This window comes from Orbaceae bacterium BiB, from assembly GCA_036251205.1.
Taxonomy (GTDB): domain Bacteria; phylum Pseudomonadota; class Gammaproteobacteria; order Enterobacterales; family Orbaceae; genus Orbus; species Orbus mooreae.
Genome location: CP133958.1, coordinates 2852132 through 2867478, shown reverse-complemented (window position 1 = coordinate 2867478; position 15347 = coordinate 2852132). Strand labels below are relative to the sequence as shown.

General features: G+C 36.1%; 18 protein-coding genes. 7 read left to right on the top strand and 11 right to left on the bottom strand.

Annotation, left to right across the window (positions count from 1 at the left end; all coding sequences use genetic code 11):
- Positions 1-58 precede the first annotated feature (58 nt).
- From RHO11_13675 to RHO11_13635, 9 genes are all read right to left on the bottom strand, one after another.
- A complete protein-coding gene (locus RHO11_13675) occupies positions 59-1993 on the bottom strand; it encodes a PTS sugar transporter subunit IIA (GenBank protein ID WVD61495.1) in 1935 nt (644 codons plus the stop codon).
- A gap of 12 nt (positions 1994-2005) precedes the next feature.
- A complete protein-coding gene (locus tag RHO11_13670) occupies positions 2006-2752 on the bottom strand; it encodes a KDGP aldolase family protein (protein ID WVD61494.1) in 747 nt (248 codons plus the stop codon).
- A 46-nt stretch (positions 2753-2798) separates the two neighbouring features.
- The gene (locus RHO11_13665; GenBank protein WVD61493.1) at positions 2799-3929 is read right to left on the bottom strand and encodes a DgaE family pyridoxal phosphate-dependent ammonia lyase; all 1131 of its coding nucleotides are present in this window, start codon (positions 3927-3929) and stop codon (positions 2799-2801) included.
- Positions 3913-5040: an amidohydrolase/deacetylase family metallohydrolase gene (locus RHO11_13660; protein ID WVD61492.1), complete on the bottom strand. Its 1128-nt coding sequence runs from the start codon at positions 5038-5040 to the stop codon at positions 3913-3915. Before RHO11_13660 ends, RHO11_13665 begins: the two co-directional genes overlap by 17 nt.
- Before the next feature lie 82 nt (positions 5041-5122).
- Positions 5123-5776 (bottom strand): DUF4310 family protein, encoded by a 654-nt coding sequence (locus RHO11_13655; GenBank protein WVD61491.1) that lies wholly within the window; start codon positions 5774-5776, stop codon positions 5123-5125.
- Positions 5777-5800: 24 nt separating this feature from the next.
- Positions 5801-6553 (bottom strand): DUF4311 domain-containing protein, encoded by a 753-nt coding sequence (locus tag RHO11_13650; protein ID WVD61490.1) that lies wholly within the window; start codon positions 6551-6553, stop codon positions 5801-5803.
- Positions 6554-6574: 21 nt separating this feature from the next.
- The gene (locus RHO11_13645; protein WVD61489.1) at positions 6575-6871 is read right to left on the bottom strand and encodes a DUF4312 family protein; all 297 of its coding nucleotides are present in this window, start codon (positions 6869-6871) and stop codon (positions 6575-6577) included.
- Positions 6872-6888: 17 nt separating this feature from the next.
- Positions 6889-7263, bottom strand: a complete 375-nt coding sequence (locus tag RHO11_13640) for an SFCGS family glycine-rich protein (protein WVD62909.1) — start codon at positions 7261-7263, stop codon at positions 6889-6891.
- Between the two features lie 27 nt (positions 7264-7290).
- Complete coding sequence (locus RHO11_13635) at positions 7291-7629, bottom strand: hypothetical protein (protein WVD61488.1); 339 nt, start codon at positions 7627-7629, stop codon at positions 7291-7293.
- A 298-nt stretch (positions 7630-7927) separates the two neighbouring features.
- Between RHO11_13635 and RHO11_13630 the strand changes: the two genes are divergently transcribed.
- Positions 7928-8911, top strand: coding sequence for an MDR family oxidoreductase (locus tag RHO11_13630; GenBank protein ID WVD61487.1), 984 nt, complete (start codon positions 7928-7930; stop codon positions 8909-8911).
- Between the two features lie 137 nt (positions 8912-9048).
- On the opposite strand, the gene pnuC is transcribed toward RHO11_13630, so the two are convergent.
- A complete protein-coding gene (gene pnuC / locus RHO11_13625) occupies positions 9049-9726 on the bottom strand; it encodes a nicotinamide riboside transporter PnuC (protein ID WVD61486.1) in 678 nt (225 codons plus the stop codon).
- 14 nt (positions 9727-9740) lie between these two features.
- Positions 9741-10976 (bottom strand): multifunctional transcriptional regulator/nicotinamide-nucleotide adenylyltransferase/ribosylnicotinamide kinase NadR, encoded by a 1236-nt coding sequence (gene nadR, locus RHO11_13620; GenBank protein WVD61485.1) that lies wholly within the window; start codon positions 10974-10976, stop codon positions 9741-9743.
- Positions 10977-11323: 347 nt separating this feature from the next.
- Here nadR and RHO11_13615 point away from each other — a divergent pair, with 347 nt between their 5' ends.
- The 6 genes from RHO11_13615 to RHO11_13590 all read left to right on the top strand — a co-directional run bounded on the left by RHO11_13615 (position 11324) and on the right by RHO11_13590 (position 15054).
- Positions 11324-12481, top strand: coding sequence for a hypothetical protein (locus RHO11_13615; protein ID WVD61484.1), 1158 nt, complete (start codon positions 11324-11326; stop codon positions 12479-12481).
- Between the two features lie 57 nt (positions 12482-12538).
- Complete coding sequence (locus RHO11_13610; GenBank protein ID WVD61483.1) at positions 12539-13084, top strand: hypothetical protein; 546 nt, start codon at positions 12539-12541, stop codon at positions 13082-13084.
- A 325-nt stretch (positions 13085-13409) separates the two neighbouring features.
- Positions 13410-13739: a phage tail protein gene (locus tag RHO11_13605; GenBank protein ID WVD61482.1), complete on the top strand. Its 330-nt coding sequence runs from the start codon at positions 13410-13412 to the stop codon at positions 13737-13739.
- Positions 13736-13882: a hypothetical protein gene (locus RHO11_13600; protein WVD61481.1), complete on the top strand. Its 147-nt coding sequence runs from the start codon at positions 13736-13738 to the stop codon at positions 13880-13882. Before RHO11_13605 ends, RHO11_13600 begins: the two co-directional genes overlap by 4 nt.
- A gap of 27 nt (positions 13883-13909) precedes the next feature.
- Positions 13910-14209 (top strand): transposase, encoded by a 300-nt coding sequence (locus tag RHO11_13595; protein WVD61480.1) that lies wholly within the window; start codon positions 13910-13912, stop codon positions 14207-14209.
- Complete coding sequence (locus RHO11_13590) at positions 14155-15054, top strand: IS3 family transposase (GenBank protein WVD62908.1); 900 nt, start codon at positions 14155-14157, stop codon at positions 15052-15054. Before RHO11_13595 ends, RHO11_13590 begins: the two co-directional genes overlap by 55 nt.
- Positions 15055-15347 lie beyond the last annotated feature (293 nt).

The following is a 15347-nucleotide window of genomic DNA, read 5'->3' as shown; positions in this document are numbered from 1 at the left end:
TTCACTATAATCACATATAACAGCAAGATTATAACGAAAATAGTACTGTTATAATCTATTAGGCTATACGACCAAAACTATCTTTAACGATTGCCTGAAATTCACCGAAAGATCGACTATTGAGTAGCCGTTTGGTTGATTTTTCTTTAACGAAATTGACAAATAGGTTGTAAATACTCATCGCATCTTCATATTCATCTTTACTAATCGCCAATAAAAAAATAACGTTAGCCACTTCATTTTTATTTTTATCCCAAACCACCCCTTGTGGCGCTAAAATCGTCACGACCATTGTTTTTTTAGCTAACAATCCCACCGTATGAGGAATGGCTATATTCTCACCTAATAATGTAGAGACGATCTCCTCTCTTTCTATCAATGAATTATAAAAGTCACCATCAACATACCCCTGTGCTGCAAGCTTATCACTAGCGAGTTTAAACAGCTCTTGTTTACTTAAGGGTTTATCAATAACCATAAAAAAGCGTTCATCAAAAAAGCGCTCTAAAATATATGGCATAGTACGATCGATCATCGCTAATCGGCCTAACTGTTCCAATTGATACTGGGTTGGGAAAGGTGCAATTTTGACAATCGGTTTATCTTTCTCACTTAATCGTGTGGTGGTGACAATAAAATCTTCATCGATCGTCGCGAGCTGCTCATACTCTCGAGAAGAGATAGTTTTTGATATTTTAACTTGTGGAAAATCTCGTTTAATCTGAAACTCAATCATCCGTAAAGTGGAATTACCTAATTCACTAACCAATAAAATATGTGGGTGGCGCTCATACTCTGCACTAAAATTACGCTCAAGTGCGACGCCAATATGGACAGCTAAATAGCTGATGTCATCTTCCGTTAATTTAAATGCGGTGTATTGTTCCGTATTATTCACTGCTGACAATGAGATATCATAGGCAAATGGATAATACTGTTTAATTTCGCTAAGTAGTGGATTCGTTGTATGAATTTGGTGTCGAATACGCGATAACATTGAAGATATATGTAAAAACAGATCATTTTTAAGTCGTTCATCATATCGCATATCATAGTTATAATAACGATTAATATAACTCAAAATATGTTCAATTAAACCATTACTATTTTCTTGTATTGCATTAGAAATTGATGAAATATCGCCTCTCGCTCTAAATGCAATTTGAGCACATAAATAATTAAATTCAGCATCAGATAGTGATGAGCCAATAAAATAGGTGAATCCTTTCGCTATTTTAGTCGCCGCAGCGATAATATTACTATCTAAACAATCTGTTTGATAATCAATAAGCTCTTGCCCACGTGTAATACGTGCAATAGAAACCGCACAACTATAAAGTAGATATCCTTGCCCTTCGGCTGTTAAGGTTAAATTAAAATGTTCGAACTGAATTTGTAATATCTGCTCCAAATAATTAAGATCAACATTATTGATAATCATCTGTTGCAAACGAACCATATTATGATTGTCTTCAGTCGTATAAAATTGCCACAAGATATCACTTAAACAAGAACGGATTGCCAGCTCTTCGCCGACTAATCGCATACCTTGATAAGGTTTTTTGTCTAAAGAGAGACCGTATTTATCTAAATAATCTTTAACTTCAATCAGATCACTTTGAATTGTGCTACGACTAATAAACCATTTGTCTGCAATATCATCAATTTTGACTGATTTAGTTTCGGTTAAAAAGTGAATAAGTAGATCCAGTACTCTTTCCCGGCTACTTCGCGGTAACGATTTGAGTTGTTTACCTTGAACAGGAAGAGAAGAGTACTGCTTTTCATCGGTAATAATCAGTTGATAACCGATATTTTTCTTATAATCAATTTGAGCACCAAATTTCTGCAATATATCATTAAGTGCGATGACATCAGTCCGAATGGTTCTTGCCGACACGTCAAAACGTTTCGCTAACTCTTGCTGAGGTAACGTTTCATTTTTTATTGCATCATATAAATATGCAAGACGCTGATAAGGAAATAATGCCATCAGTAGCTCAATTTATTTCAGTAATTTTTGGGTTATCGTTAATAGTGTTTTAACATCATCAGGTCTCGTTTTACCTGATACTGGATCGATGATCGAACTATAAATATGTGGAATAATTTTTTTAACTCCAGCATCTAATGCTATTTGTAAAATCTCCCCATAATTATTGAGATCAATTCCCCCAGTTGGCTCTAGATAAAAATCGAGTTCAGCACAACATTTTGCTACATACGCAAATTCATCTTTATGCTTTAATCCCCCCATTGGGAAATATTTTACTGAACTTCCCCCCATATCTTTTAATAATTCAATAGCCGTTTCGACAGGTACAACACCATCTGGAGCTTTAGAACTTAAAGGACCGGTTGAAATCTTAACAAGCCCGACCTTACCAGTTGGTGAAATAAGTCCATTAATCACAGTATCATTTTGCCCAAGCAAAGCACGACTTGCCGCTACGCCTGTAAATACCTGATTAACATGCTGGGGTTGTAATACTGCTGAAATTTCCGAAACCATTTTAGATTGGTTCGGATCTCCAGCACCGAGTCCAACTGAAATCGCATTATCAATCGCCTGCGCATATTTTTTCATATCAGCAATAGCTGATGAGTTATCAACATAATTTTTTGATAACACGCCGACCACAACATGTGTTTGTGCGGCATCATAGATTTCTTTTGCGTTATCAATCGAGTTAGCTAACACATTTAAACAGACTCGATTTTGTAAGTAATTAGGGATACATTTATTCGACATTAGTTTACTCCTTGAATATACGCGTCTTGTAGACACGTATTTTTAATTAATGTTGTGTAATAATTGTTTTAATTTTCTGATAGATAAAATTAAGTTGCTCAGCGGATACTGAACGTACATCCGCATCAACCTTACCTTCATTCGCTTTATACTCTCGAAAATAGACTGCAGTATCACCTTGTTTCATTAGCTTAACCATTTCAACCGCAGTTTTACCAATTATCTTTTCATCAAAACTGATTTCAGCTCGCGCAATATCTCGGCCAGCACCATCCCAAACAACTTTGGCTGAAACGCCAGTTAATGTATTAATATTATCAATAAATGGCGTCATTTTTTGCACCATCTGTTGACCTAATTCACTGATAGGATCTTTCATATAAAGTTCAATCGCTTTGGTTAGACCTAATATGCCTTCTTTACCAACTTTCATTGGGCGGCCAATACCATTAGATTGCTGTTTTACCCATTCAATAGCCTGATGGCGTCCCACAACAAGACCACTCGTTGGCCCTTCAATTGCTTTAGCGCCACTATAAATAACGATATCAGCGCCCATATTGTAATAAGCCTGTAGATCTTCTTCTGCTGCCGCGTCAACGATTAAAGGAATTCCGTGTTTTTTAGCAATTTCAGCCGTTTGACCTACCGATAGGATACTTTTTTGTACACAGTGATGTGATTTAACATACAATATTGCGGCGGTATCCGTATTAATTAGAGCTTCAATGTGTTCAGGTTTACACTCATTAGCATAACCCGCTTCAACTACAATCCCACCGCCAAGGGCTACCATTGTGCCGACTGGTGCGCCAAAATTCACATTATGACCTTTCGGTAGAATAATTTCCCGTGGTACATATTTATCACTAGCATGTAGATCATAAAGTAATTCTTTATCATCTTTAACAATAAACGCAGCAACAGCTTGTACAATCCCCGCTGAAGCACAAGAGACTACCGCCGCATTTTCAGCATTAAGTAATTTAGCAATATATTGCCCTGTTTTATCAACCAAATCCTTGATCTCAAAATATTCATTTAAGCCATGAGCAACCGTGTCAACCACTTCAGCTCTTGGAGTTGATACACCTAAAATAGTCATTCGACCAGACGCATTAATTACTTTTTTTAAATTATATTTGCTATATACATTATCATTAGTCATTGAAGCCATTTTTATGTCCTTCTTCGGTTATTACTAATTGCCCGGCGGTTATACAAGCCAATGGTACAAACCGCTGTTCGCTTTGGCGAATTACCCCTTCCGCATCGGATAAAGCAATTTTTTCATTTTTTAAATCAAAAATAGTGATGTCTGCATCATAACCAACTTTCAATTCACCCTTATTTTTAAGATGCAAAATTTGTGCTGCATTTTTAGTTACACTATCAATAATTCGTTGCTTACTGTAGCCTAGACAGATAAATTTAGTCATTACATTGGCTAAACTATATACGGGTCCTTGTAAGCGATTTTTTGAGTAAATATCAGAGCTGATCGTATTAGGATAAACATCCAGATGTTTTGCTCTTTCAGCCACCGCAAAACTAAAACTCTCGCCACCATGGCCAATATCTAAAATAACACCACGTTCAATAGCGCGTTTGATTGAGTCTTTGATGTTATTCTCTTTATCTAAAATTTTATTCGGTTTACCATTAAAACAGTGAGTAATAATATCACCCTTTTCTAATAAATCAGCAATTTCATCGAGATCAGGAGGATTATTACCGATATGAATCATCAAGGGTAAACCATGTTGTTTTTGCATGGATTTTGCTTTTATTAATGGTTTAATACCATTTTCACCAACGACACTTCGACTAAGACGCACTTTAATACCAACGATAAAATCAGGATATTTATTGAGCGTCTCATGAAATAGTGTTTCGTCAATATCATTCATATCAGATAACTCATTTTGTCTAATGAGACCAATTTTTGAAATATTCAAAAACGAATAAACATGGGTCTTAGCTTGCTGTGCTAAAGTATAGAACTCATCAGCATCTAAAGCACCAATACTGCCTGCATCGACAACCGCGGTTACGCCAGAGTTAACTCCGATAAAATCAGGTTCATCAAAATAAATAGGAGATCTAGCAAAACAGTGAGTATGTGAATCGATCCATCCAGCACTAGCGTACAATATCCCTTTTAAATCAAGATATTGTTTAGCGGAATCATGAATTGTTCCCATATCTACAATTTTACCATTCGAAATCGCGATATCAGTAATGCTATCATCAATTAGTCTGGCATTTTTTATAATTAACTCATACATAACTATTTCTCAGTTGGTTACTAGATTACCGTTTGAAGTCGGCTACCACCTTGGTTAACCGATCAAACAATAGTAAATAAACTTATGCAATTGGGAAAATTCCACCGAATACCATTGCACCAAGAATCGCGCCACCGGTAATAGGTTTTTTCCAAATATAAAAAAGCAATGCACCCAATAAAGAACCAAGCCCAATTGGAATAGATGCAGCCATCGCAGATAAGATAATCATTGGACCTAAAAATCGTCCCGAAGCATTACCTGCCCCCATCATAACATCAGCACCGAAGGTTGAACCGCCACCACTATTAATCGTAAATTTACGAATTAAAATAATAATTAACCCAACTGCACCACCCAATATAAATCCAGTGATGACTGCGGCAATAAAATTTTCAACAGGTAAGGTATAACCACCCGCTAATAGTAGCGCCGGAACACCTAAACCAATACCCGTTTGTAAAGCCCCACCAATATCTAAGATCCCAACAAGCGAGCCTTCAATAACGCGGGCAAATAGAAAACTGGCACCAAAAGCGGCTACAGCACCATAATCCCCCGTCGACATACCTGACTTTAACATGGCGACAAACGCAATTTCGTTAAATGCACCAACGCCATAGACATAAAACATATGAGTACCAGCAAAAATTCCCGCGGATAAAATGCCGCATAAAATAGGAAATGACCAATCCGCATACCAAAAACTTTTATTTAATGTTGTTTCTGTATTCATTATTTGTATCCTAATTATCCACTGTTATTTAAACCAATAGGCCAAACCATCTCTAAACGAGTTGATCACTTTCATATCAAAGCCACGGAAATAGCCACTGAGAACAAATAATACAATCACAGCCAGTAACATTATTTTCATCACTCGATTCCAACCAGTATCATCAACACCTTTACCGATTAAAATGCCTAAGACTAATCCTGGTACAGCATTGCCCATAATTAACTGTGCTAAACCACCAAATAGCGTACCCCAAAAGCCACTACGACGCCCTGCATCAATAGCTGCTAACCAGAAAATGACAGGCATCACTGTTGCTACTAATAAATTAGCGGCGGGTACTAATACCGCAGTTGCTGTCGTTTTAAATGATTCAGGAATCGCGGATGTCGTCGTATTTAAAAATAAAACAACTAAGATACCAATAAATGTACAAACAATTGCCATTTTTCGTGGGTCGTGCAAGGTCTCTGCAACATTACGATTTTTGATCATTAATAATGCGGCCCCCCAGTTAGGAATAATACGGTGGTCGACATCTTGTGTAAAAGCACCGGTCGCCACTGAAGATGCCCATGCATTGAAAAAGAATCCTAACCCAAATGAAAAATGTGCGGCAGGATCACCTTCACATGAATTTAACTCACCTAGCGTTCTAAATGCTCCCATTCCCTGACTTGTCGGCGCGTGAAACATTCTTGCTGCACCAACCCCAACACCAAAGCCACAAAGTCCCCCAATAATAATCGACTTTAAAGCGATAATGATAATTTCCATAATTTGCTCTCTTTGCTAAGGTTATTTAGTCACAAATTCAATTTTATTGATTTCAACAAATGTCACATCTACAACAACATCTACTGTAATTTCGTAGTGCTCTTTTTTACGAGGCAAAAAGAAAAATAAAAATTTTTCAGTCGAAATCTTAGCTGATGCTGTCACAACCTGTATATCTAACGGTTCTATGCGTAACAAAACAGTACTGCTATTTTTAAGCACTTCTCTTTGTACTTGAGATAAGGCGGTTGCTAGAGCCTTTTGCTTGGAATTACCTGAGCCTTTAACTCTGACGGTCATTTGTTCATTTTGTTTCATACTATCTGCCTAATATTTTAAGATGATGAACGTGGATATTTTTTTAAGTAAGCATTAGCAATACGTTTACCTAACTCTTCAGTATCCATAAAACCGAAACCTAATACTTTACAACCATCAGCAATCGCTGTTTCACCTTCTTCTGCAGAACGCATGCCATGACGTTCACTGTAACCATACTTATTTTTTGCAGTTAATGCACCGGCACCACCACTTCCACAAAAAGAGATTCCTAAGTCCGCATTCTCTTTATGCATAACATCACCTAATTTCATATCAGCTGCCATACCTGGGACAACAATTGCACGGCATCCTGGAACAGAATCAATACCAGCAGCTACTTTTTGTCCTTTGCCCATTCTGTCACCAATTACAATAATTACATCTGTCATCATATTACTCCTTTTAGATTGTTAAAATTATTCTGCATTTGCTTTAGCAACTTCATAATGCACAGCTAATAAATAAGCCTCTTCCATCGGTAAGTTGTTAAATAATTTTATGGTTCGCTTAGCGAGTTCCATTGACTCTGCCGATAATTCGGCGAATAAGGTTGGATCCACGTCAGGTAGTTGTTCTAATGTTTTCGCGCGATGAACCATAGCTTGCACATGAGATAACAACATCTCTTTTTGTACGGCATTTTGTTTGATATGTTCATCCGCTAACCATTGATTAATAATGTTCATTATTTCAGGAATGATCTGTTGCGGATCTAACTCATCTTCAATCATGCGGAATGGTAGCTGTTGCGTCATTAATATTTCTCTTTGCCTAATATTGATGAAACAAGATTAATGTAATTGATAGTTAATGTGGATAGCGAGTTTTTCCCAGAGCAAGAGGAAATTTTTCATAAATTATCAAAATAATCTTTTATAACAATGTAGTAGCTAAAAACGTCCTGAGAATACCATCATGCTGTTATAATTAAAATAACAAATGAAATAACCGTTCCATGATTAAAAACTACTTTTATCACAAACAATTTGTAGATTCAGTGATAAAATACCGAGAAGTACATCATTATTCTGCCAATTGTAAAAGGACATGATTATGTTTAAAGCTATACTTATTGAAAAAGATAATAACGGTTACCACGCCAAGTTGACTAAACTTGACCAATCTCAGTTACCTGCAGGGGATGTTACTGTTGAAGTCAGTTACTCTTCACTTAATTATAAAGATGGTTTAGCAATTACAGGTAAAGGCCCAGTGGTAAGACAATTCCCAATGGTGCCGGGCATTGATTTGGTAGGTAAAGTAATTGGTAGTCAATGTACTCAATATAAGTTAGGTGATCTTGTTTTACTAAATGGCTGGGGTGTTGGTGAAAAACATTGGGGGGGACTTGCACAAGTCGCCCGTTTAAATAGCCAATGGTTAATTCCCTTACCTAAAAAAATAACGCTAAAACAGGCAATGGCAATAGGTACAGCTGGCTACACAGCGATGTTAGCAGTTATCGCATTAGAAAAAAATGGAGTTACCCCCGATAAAGGTGAAATTTTAGTTACGGGTGCGAATGGTGGTGTTGGTAGCTTTGCTATCGCTCTACTTGCTAATCTTGGATATAACGTGACTGCATCAACGGGCAGATTAACAGAACATCAATATCTTACCGAATTGGGCGCGAAACAAATCATCGATCGACAAGAGTTATCTGAGCCAGGTAAACCATTACAAAAAGAGCGTTGGGCTGGAGTGATAGATTGTGTTGGTAGTCATACACTGGCTAATGCTTGTGCATCGACGATGTATGGTGGCACGGTTGCTGCTTGTGGACTTGCACAAGGCATGGATTTTAATAGTAGCGTGGCACCTTTCATTTTACGCGGTGTAACACTCGCAGGAATTGATAGCGTAATGTGTCCTTACGCTGCCCGCGTTGCAGCATGGCAACGTTTAGCTGATATTATGAGTGACAGTTTACTTGCAAAAATCAGTCATGAAATTACGCTTGAACAAGTTATTCCAACGATAACCCAATTGATGGATGGAAAGATTCGCGGTCGAATCATCGTAGATGTAAATCGCTAATAACGAATTTTTATAAGCCATATAGAGACCAATGATATTTATCGTTAGTCATATAGATAAGTGATCTGGATACACTAAATAATAAAAAAGCATTACGTTATAAATGTAATGCTTTTTATTTTAACGCTATTTTTTAGTTATTGTTTTGCTGTCTTTTTCCACTCACAAACACCATATACTGAGTTGAATAAATAGATTAGGTATTGAGTCGCAATAATTGGGTTATCTGTATAAATATTGAGTCCAATCACCAGTACATTCAAAATAATCCATAAGTACCAATTAAATGAAAAGCGCATCATTAATAGTAATTGAGCAACAACACCAAGACCAAAAATAAAACTGTTAGTGATTAATTGATAGATAGTATTATCGATTCCTAATGCACCTGTTAAATAAATATTTAAAAAGACGGCCATAATCAGAAAAATCAGTGTACCTAAAAAGGCATTTTCACTCAGAAAACGGACTTTTACAGTTTTGTTGTCATCCTGATTTTTATGCCATGTAATTAGACCATAAACATGAGAACAAAAGTTGTAGATTGCGGGTAAACTGGCGCCTAAATTACTACCTAAAAAATTAGCGACACACTCGGCTGATACCGCAAACAGACCAAATACATTACCGGTATTTTTACGTTTAGCGAGCAAAATAACACATAATAAACCACATACAGCGCCAATAAATGAGATACCATATCGCCATGTGAGTGATGTAAAAGGATCCGTGTAGATAAACGCTAATGTAACAAGTAAAATACAGACATAAGGATAAAATCTATTTCTACCAATTAATAAAATAATATTCACCATAATATGTACCCTGCCTATTGGTCTTTATGTTCAATAATTTTTGCGATTAAATCCATGCAACTAAGATAACGCTCATCGTAATCAGGAGAGTCGATAGTCACAAACTTAATATTGTTTTTATTTAGCATTGTTATTAATAATTTTTGAAAATCTTTTCGTTGACTTGGATTCCCTAAATGTCGTAAACCATCAGAAACCCATGGGGTATTATTCTCAAGTAAAATCACTAAATCAAAACGATAATTTTGAATCATAGCTTGAACAAAGGGATGCTCTTTACCTTCATATTTTTTACAAAATGCCTGTGTCGTTACAAAATCAGTATCAATAATCGCGACTTTATTCGCGTATTTAACGGCAAAATCGATATATTGAGCCTGCCCTAAAGCGATTTTATCGTAATCAGAGTATTGTAATGCTCTTTCGTCGCCACCTAAATTAGAGAAGACATATTCACGCCCGAATTCCCAAGCACTGGTAGTATTAAAAACATTGGCTAATTTATTGACTAATGTTGATTTACCGCTGGATTCACCGCCTAATATTGCCACTGTCCTTACGAAAAATGGTCTGACTTCAGTTGGAATATATTGCCAATTTTTTAAGGGTGCTCGACGAATTTGTGTTGCACTGATTTTCATAAAATTACGTTCAGGGTCGACAAGAATAGTCTCTAAATCAAAAAGATCACGATACATTTTTACATCTTGCGGTTCACTAGAATAAACGCAATTCGGTTCAATGCCCTTTTCATGGAATAATGATTTAACGCGATCACTCCATTCATTCCAACCGTTTGGATAAGATGGAATACCATCCTCTTCTAATAACTCGATATGAATATTTTTTTGATATTTAAATGTTTGTAACAGCCAACGCATCCGATCATTGATAGTTGGTTGGCGAGACATCGCACTATCTCGGAAAAGCTCTTCATCGCGTTTAGTATCTGAACAAAGAATAATATAAAGTTCATCAACCTGGCTTATCGCTCGCTGAATAAGATAGATATGGCCTGTATGTAATGGATAAAATTTACCAAAAATAATACCGACTTTTTTGTCTTTAACAGGATATTCAATCTGTAAGTAGTGATGAATGGCTTCTAATTTTTGTGCACTCGGTCTTTTGACCTTGTCATTGACCAATTGGCTAAGGTAACCTTTGGTCATACCACAAGCATCCGCAACAGTTTGTAATGAGATATTTTTGCGTTTAATCACCGCTTTTAAATAATTGAAATTAGACATAATCGCCTCGCTTTATTTTTGTTTAAAATATTAAACGACATTAACTAAATTTGATTATATATGTTTAATATTTAAAATCAATCATTACTCATCAGCTTTTTAAGATTATTTTAACAGTTAAATCGACTGATATTTTTTGATCATTGAAAAAAACAGTAAAATCGTTAATGTTATAGAGAAAAGTATCGTAAAAGGTATCGATATATAATGGAGGAAATCGAAATTTTGTTGACCGTTACAATGCTCAAAAGCAAGCCGAGGAACTCGCAAAGCAAGAGGCAGAGCGACAAAAATTAACAGAAAAGGCAACAGGGGAGTATGAAAATCAGCTCAATATTTTAAATAGAATGCTTGAGCAATATAACAAAGTCGATGCGTTATCTAGTGCTAAAAACTTTATGAGTGGGACTTCAAGTACTTATTTGTCAGACGATCAAAAAAAGGCGTTACAATCAAAACTTGATGAAATCGAAATAGCCAAAAAAGCCGATGAGCAAGCCAAAGAGGCTGAAAAAAAACGGCTAGAAGCACTAAAAGCTAGTGAGGAATTAAAAAGAGAAAGTGAGAGGCAGCGAGAGCAAGCACAAGCTAAATATAAAGAACTGACACTATCGTTAAGAACAGCTGAACAAAAATCGTTAGATGATATGCGTGAAAAGTATGATTTAGTTTCAAAAGTCGTTGAGTCAGAAAAAGAACGCTACGCAATAATGCAAAAAATTTCAGAGCAAAGTATTACTGCAGCACCAGGCTCGGCATTATCAAGTTATACAGGGATCGGTAGCGATATGATTAATATCGCAACTCAAGATAAAGCGCTGGATGATTGGCGAAAAACTGAACTTCAAAAACAAGCTGAATTTTTAAATCAGAAGTTTATTTTAAAATCAGATCATGAAAAAAATGTGGCAAAGATTGAAGAACAGTTCAGAAAAACAAAAGAAGAAAACGAATCAGCAATGCAAATGGCAACACTGGGTGTGTTTTCTTCAATGACGGGTAATATTGCCGATATGTTCAAGGAAACTGCAGGTGAATCATCTTTAGCGTATAAAACCATGTTCTTGGCAAGTAAGGCCGCATCGATTGCTCAAGCTATTATTAGCACTGAAGTTGCTGCAAATAAAGCATTAGAGCTTGGCCCTATTTTAGGTATTTCAGCATCATCAATGGTTCGTGGGTTAGGTTACGCATCTGTTGGTTTGATTGCAAGTCAAACATTGGCAGGTATGGCGCATGATGGTATTGATAATATTCCCCGTGAGGGAACTTGGCTTTTAGATAAAGGGGAGCGCGTTGTTGATGCGAGAACAAATGCTGATTTAAAAGATTTTATTAAATCAAAACAATCTTCTGGCAATTTAACTATCACCATTCCCGTTAATATCGCCGATGGCTCAGTATCAGAGCAAGATGGACAAAATTTGGGTAGAATGATCAAACAATCCGTTATTAGCGTGATTGAGGAGCAGCAACGACCAGGGGGAGTATTAAATAAACGTTAGACATTAGCAACCAATAACGATTATCATATTGTCACTTTAAATTAATAAGGTGGCGATATGAAAAAAATAATTTTAATGTCGATTTTAGGTTTTATTTTGGCCGGTTGCAGTGTGCATCATCAATTTAATGAAAGATTATCATATCAAGTAGTTAAGCAGTTAAAATCGGAAATAGATATAAATCCACGCCCATCAATCAATATAATTTGGATGCCTGAAAGCTTTACTCAGCGTATCGATATACAAGGAGCTTCAGGATTCGTTGGAGGAGGAACAAGAACTAGGATTCCCATTGGGTTAGGATTGTCATCAAGAATAGAAGAGGCGATAAGCACTTACGCAAATCTTAATAATAATGGTGATAGTTTAGTTATTACTGTGAATGAAGCTAAAACTAAATTTACATATGGATTTACCAATATGGATTCGGCAGATGTGTTATTAAATTTAACTTTTAAATTTAATGGCCGTGAATGGTCTAAAGTTTTTACTAGTAAGCAGTCAGATGATGGCGTGCGAGATGCTAGTGTTACGTCCGTGATTGAGTACGCGTGGGATGTGATTGCATCTGATGTGGCAAAAAATATAGCGGATAATATTTAACTATAGATCTATTGCATAAAAACAGTCCTCGATTGTTCTGATTTTACTTGATACATTCCATCGGTCACTAATTTAATATGCAGTCTCATTCTTTCGGCCGACAAAGTCGGCCGGGCTTATTTCCCTTTCAGGTATTGTATTAGCCACTCTCTCGACATATAAAGTCAAAAATCAGGTACAAAAAAATAACACTGACGGGTGAACTGTTCGCTTTGTTAAGGTTTCTACGCCTCAACGATAGATACAAAATATAAATGATCGTGTCAAATTGAAAATTATCTACGCTCCTTAATTGGGGTTTTTTATTGTCAAAATAGAGGTACTTATGGAGTATTTCCATTGGTGTGTAGCACCAAATATGCAAGTGCCAATTCAGCCAAAAGTAAAAACAATTAAGTTTGGTGATGGATATGAACAAAGAATTCAAGATGGGATTAATTCAGACTTAAGAAGTTATTCGATATCACTTACGGTTAGGCGTGATGAAGATTTATGGATTGATCAATTTCTTACTCTTCACGCTGGATATAAAGCTTTTCTATGGCGTAATCCACACACTCATAAAGAAGTAAAAGTTAAATGTCAAAGTTGGTCTGTTAATGTAATGAATACTACAGCAACGATAACAGCCACATTTGAAGAGGTAGTGTCATGACATCTCCAGTATCAACTAATACAATTAAGTTACTTAATCGATTTGAGCAAGGAACAATTATCGAGCTTTATGACGTTGATATTTCTGAAATAGTTGGAACTTGTAACGGTATACTTTTCTTGGAGACATACTTAGCGGTATGATAAACCATCAACTAAGGAGATTACCCCGTGACAAGACAACAAAGTAGTGAATTTAAACGAGAATGTGCAGAGCTCGTTCTTAATTATAGTTATGCACATAAAGATGCAGCAAAAACAATGAATGTGAGTATTTCATCAATTGGGCGTTGGGTAACACAATATAGAAAAGAACGACAAGGTATTACGCCTAAAAGTAGTGCGCTGACCGCTGAACAAAAACGAATACAAGCTTTAGAAAAACAAGTTAAGCAGTTGCAAAGTGATAATCAGTTATTAAAAAAAGCTTCAGCCTTCTTCGCCATCGAAATGATAAGCAGCAACAAATAGCACTAATACTGAAGAAGGCAGGAAATGAAACCGTTCAAATCTGTCGGTGTTTATCATTAGCACCGAGTACTTTTTATTATCGAATTAAACATCGTGCATTTAAATTAATTAATGCTAGGCTTGAAATTGCCATGAAATCAATTCATAACGAAATGGACGGTATATATGGAAAAAGAAGAATGTTAGTTGAACTGGTTAAAAAAGGGTTTAAGCTTGGTTTAGATAAGGTCCGACGCTTAATGAGAAAATTAGGCCTAGTGGCTAAAAGGCCTAAACAGCATTCCTATCCTCGTGGCGGTAAATCATCGCTACTGGCACCCAATCATTTAAATCGACAATTTAATCCAGCAACGATTAATCGCTATTGGTCTGGCGATATTACCTATATTCGGACAAGGCAAGGTTGGCTCTATCTGGCTGTCGTGATGGACCTATGCTCTAGGCGTATTGTTGGATGGGCCTTTTCTGAAAAGCTAAACAGTTTACTGACGGTTAAGGCACTAAACATGGCGATACAGCGTCGAAAAGGAGAATGCCCTACGTTATTTCATTGTGATCAGGGGATTCAATATCGTAGTGAACAATTTCAACAGTTATTATCATATCATCAAATTACCTTTAGTATGAGTAGAGCTGGAAATTGTTTAGACAATGCCGTTACTGAACGATTTTTTAGATCATTAAAATCAGAAAGAATTAATTATCGAGATTATATAACAAGAGAGCAAGCGATGGTCGATATTATTGATTATATCGAACCGATTTATAATCAAAAAAGAAGACATTATAAACTTGGATTTATTTCACCAGCAGAATTTGAACATAATTTACTAAAAACTGCCTAAGAAGCTCTCCAATTTTTGTTGACCGTTACACCAATAAAGAGACTATTTTTTCTCGTCGTTGAACTGTATTAAAAATACTATTATCCATTGCTCCACATTTAATAAATTTCGTTTACTTATTAAAGTCTAAGAAAAACAACGGTTCGAAAACGATAAGTTGGTCACAAAGTCGCATTAATCAAAATTACAAGAAAAAACCTTTCTAAATGAAAGAGTTCGAAAGGTGAAGGGAGAAGGGTGTTAATCCTATGACTAAAAATCGTTTTTATTATCAATTTGTTAGAGCACAGTAT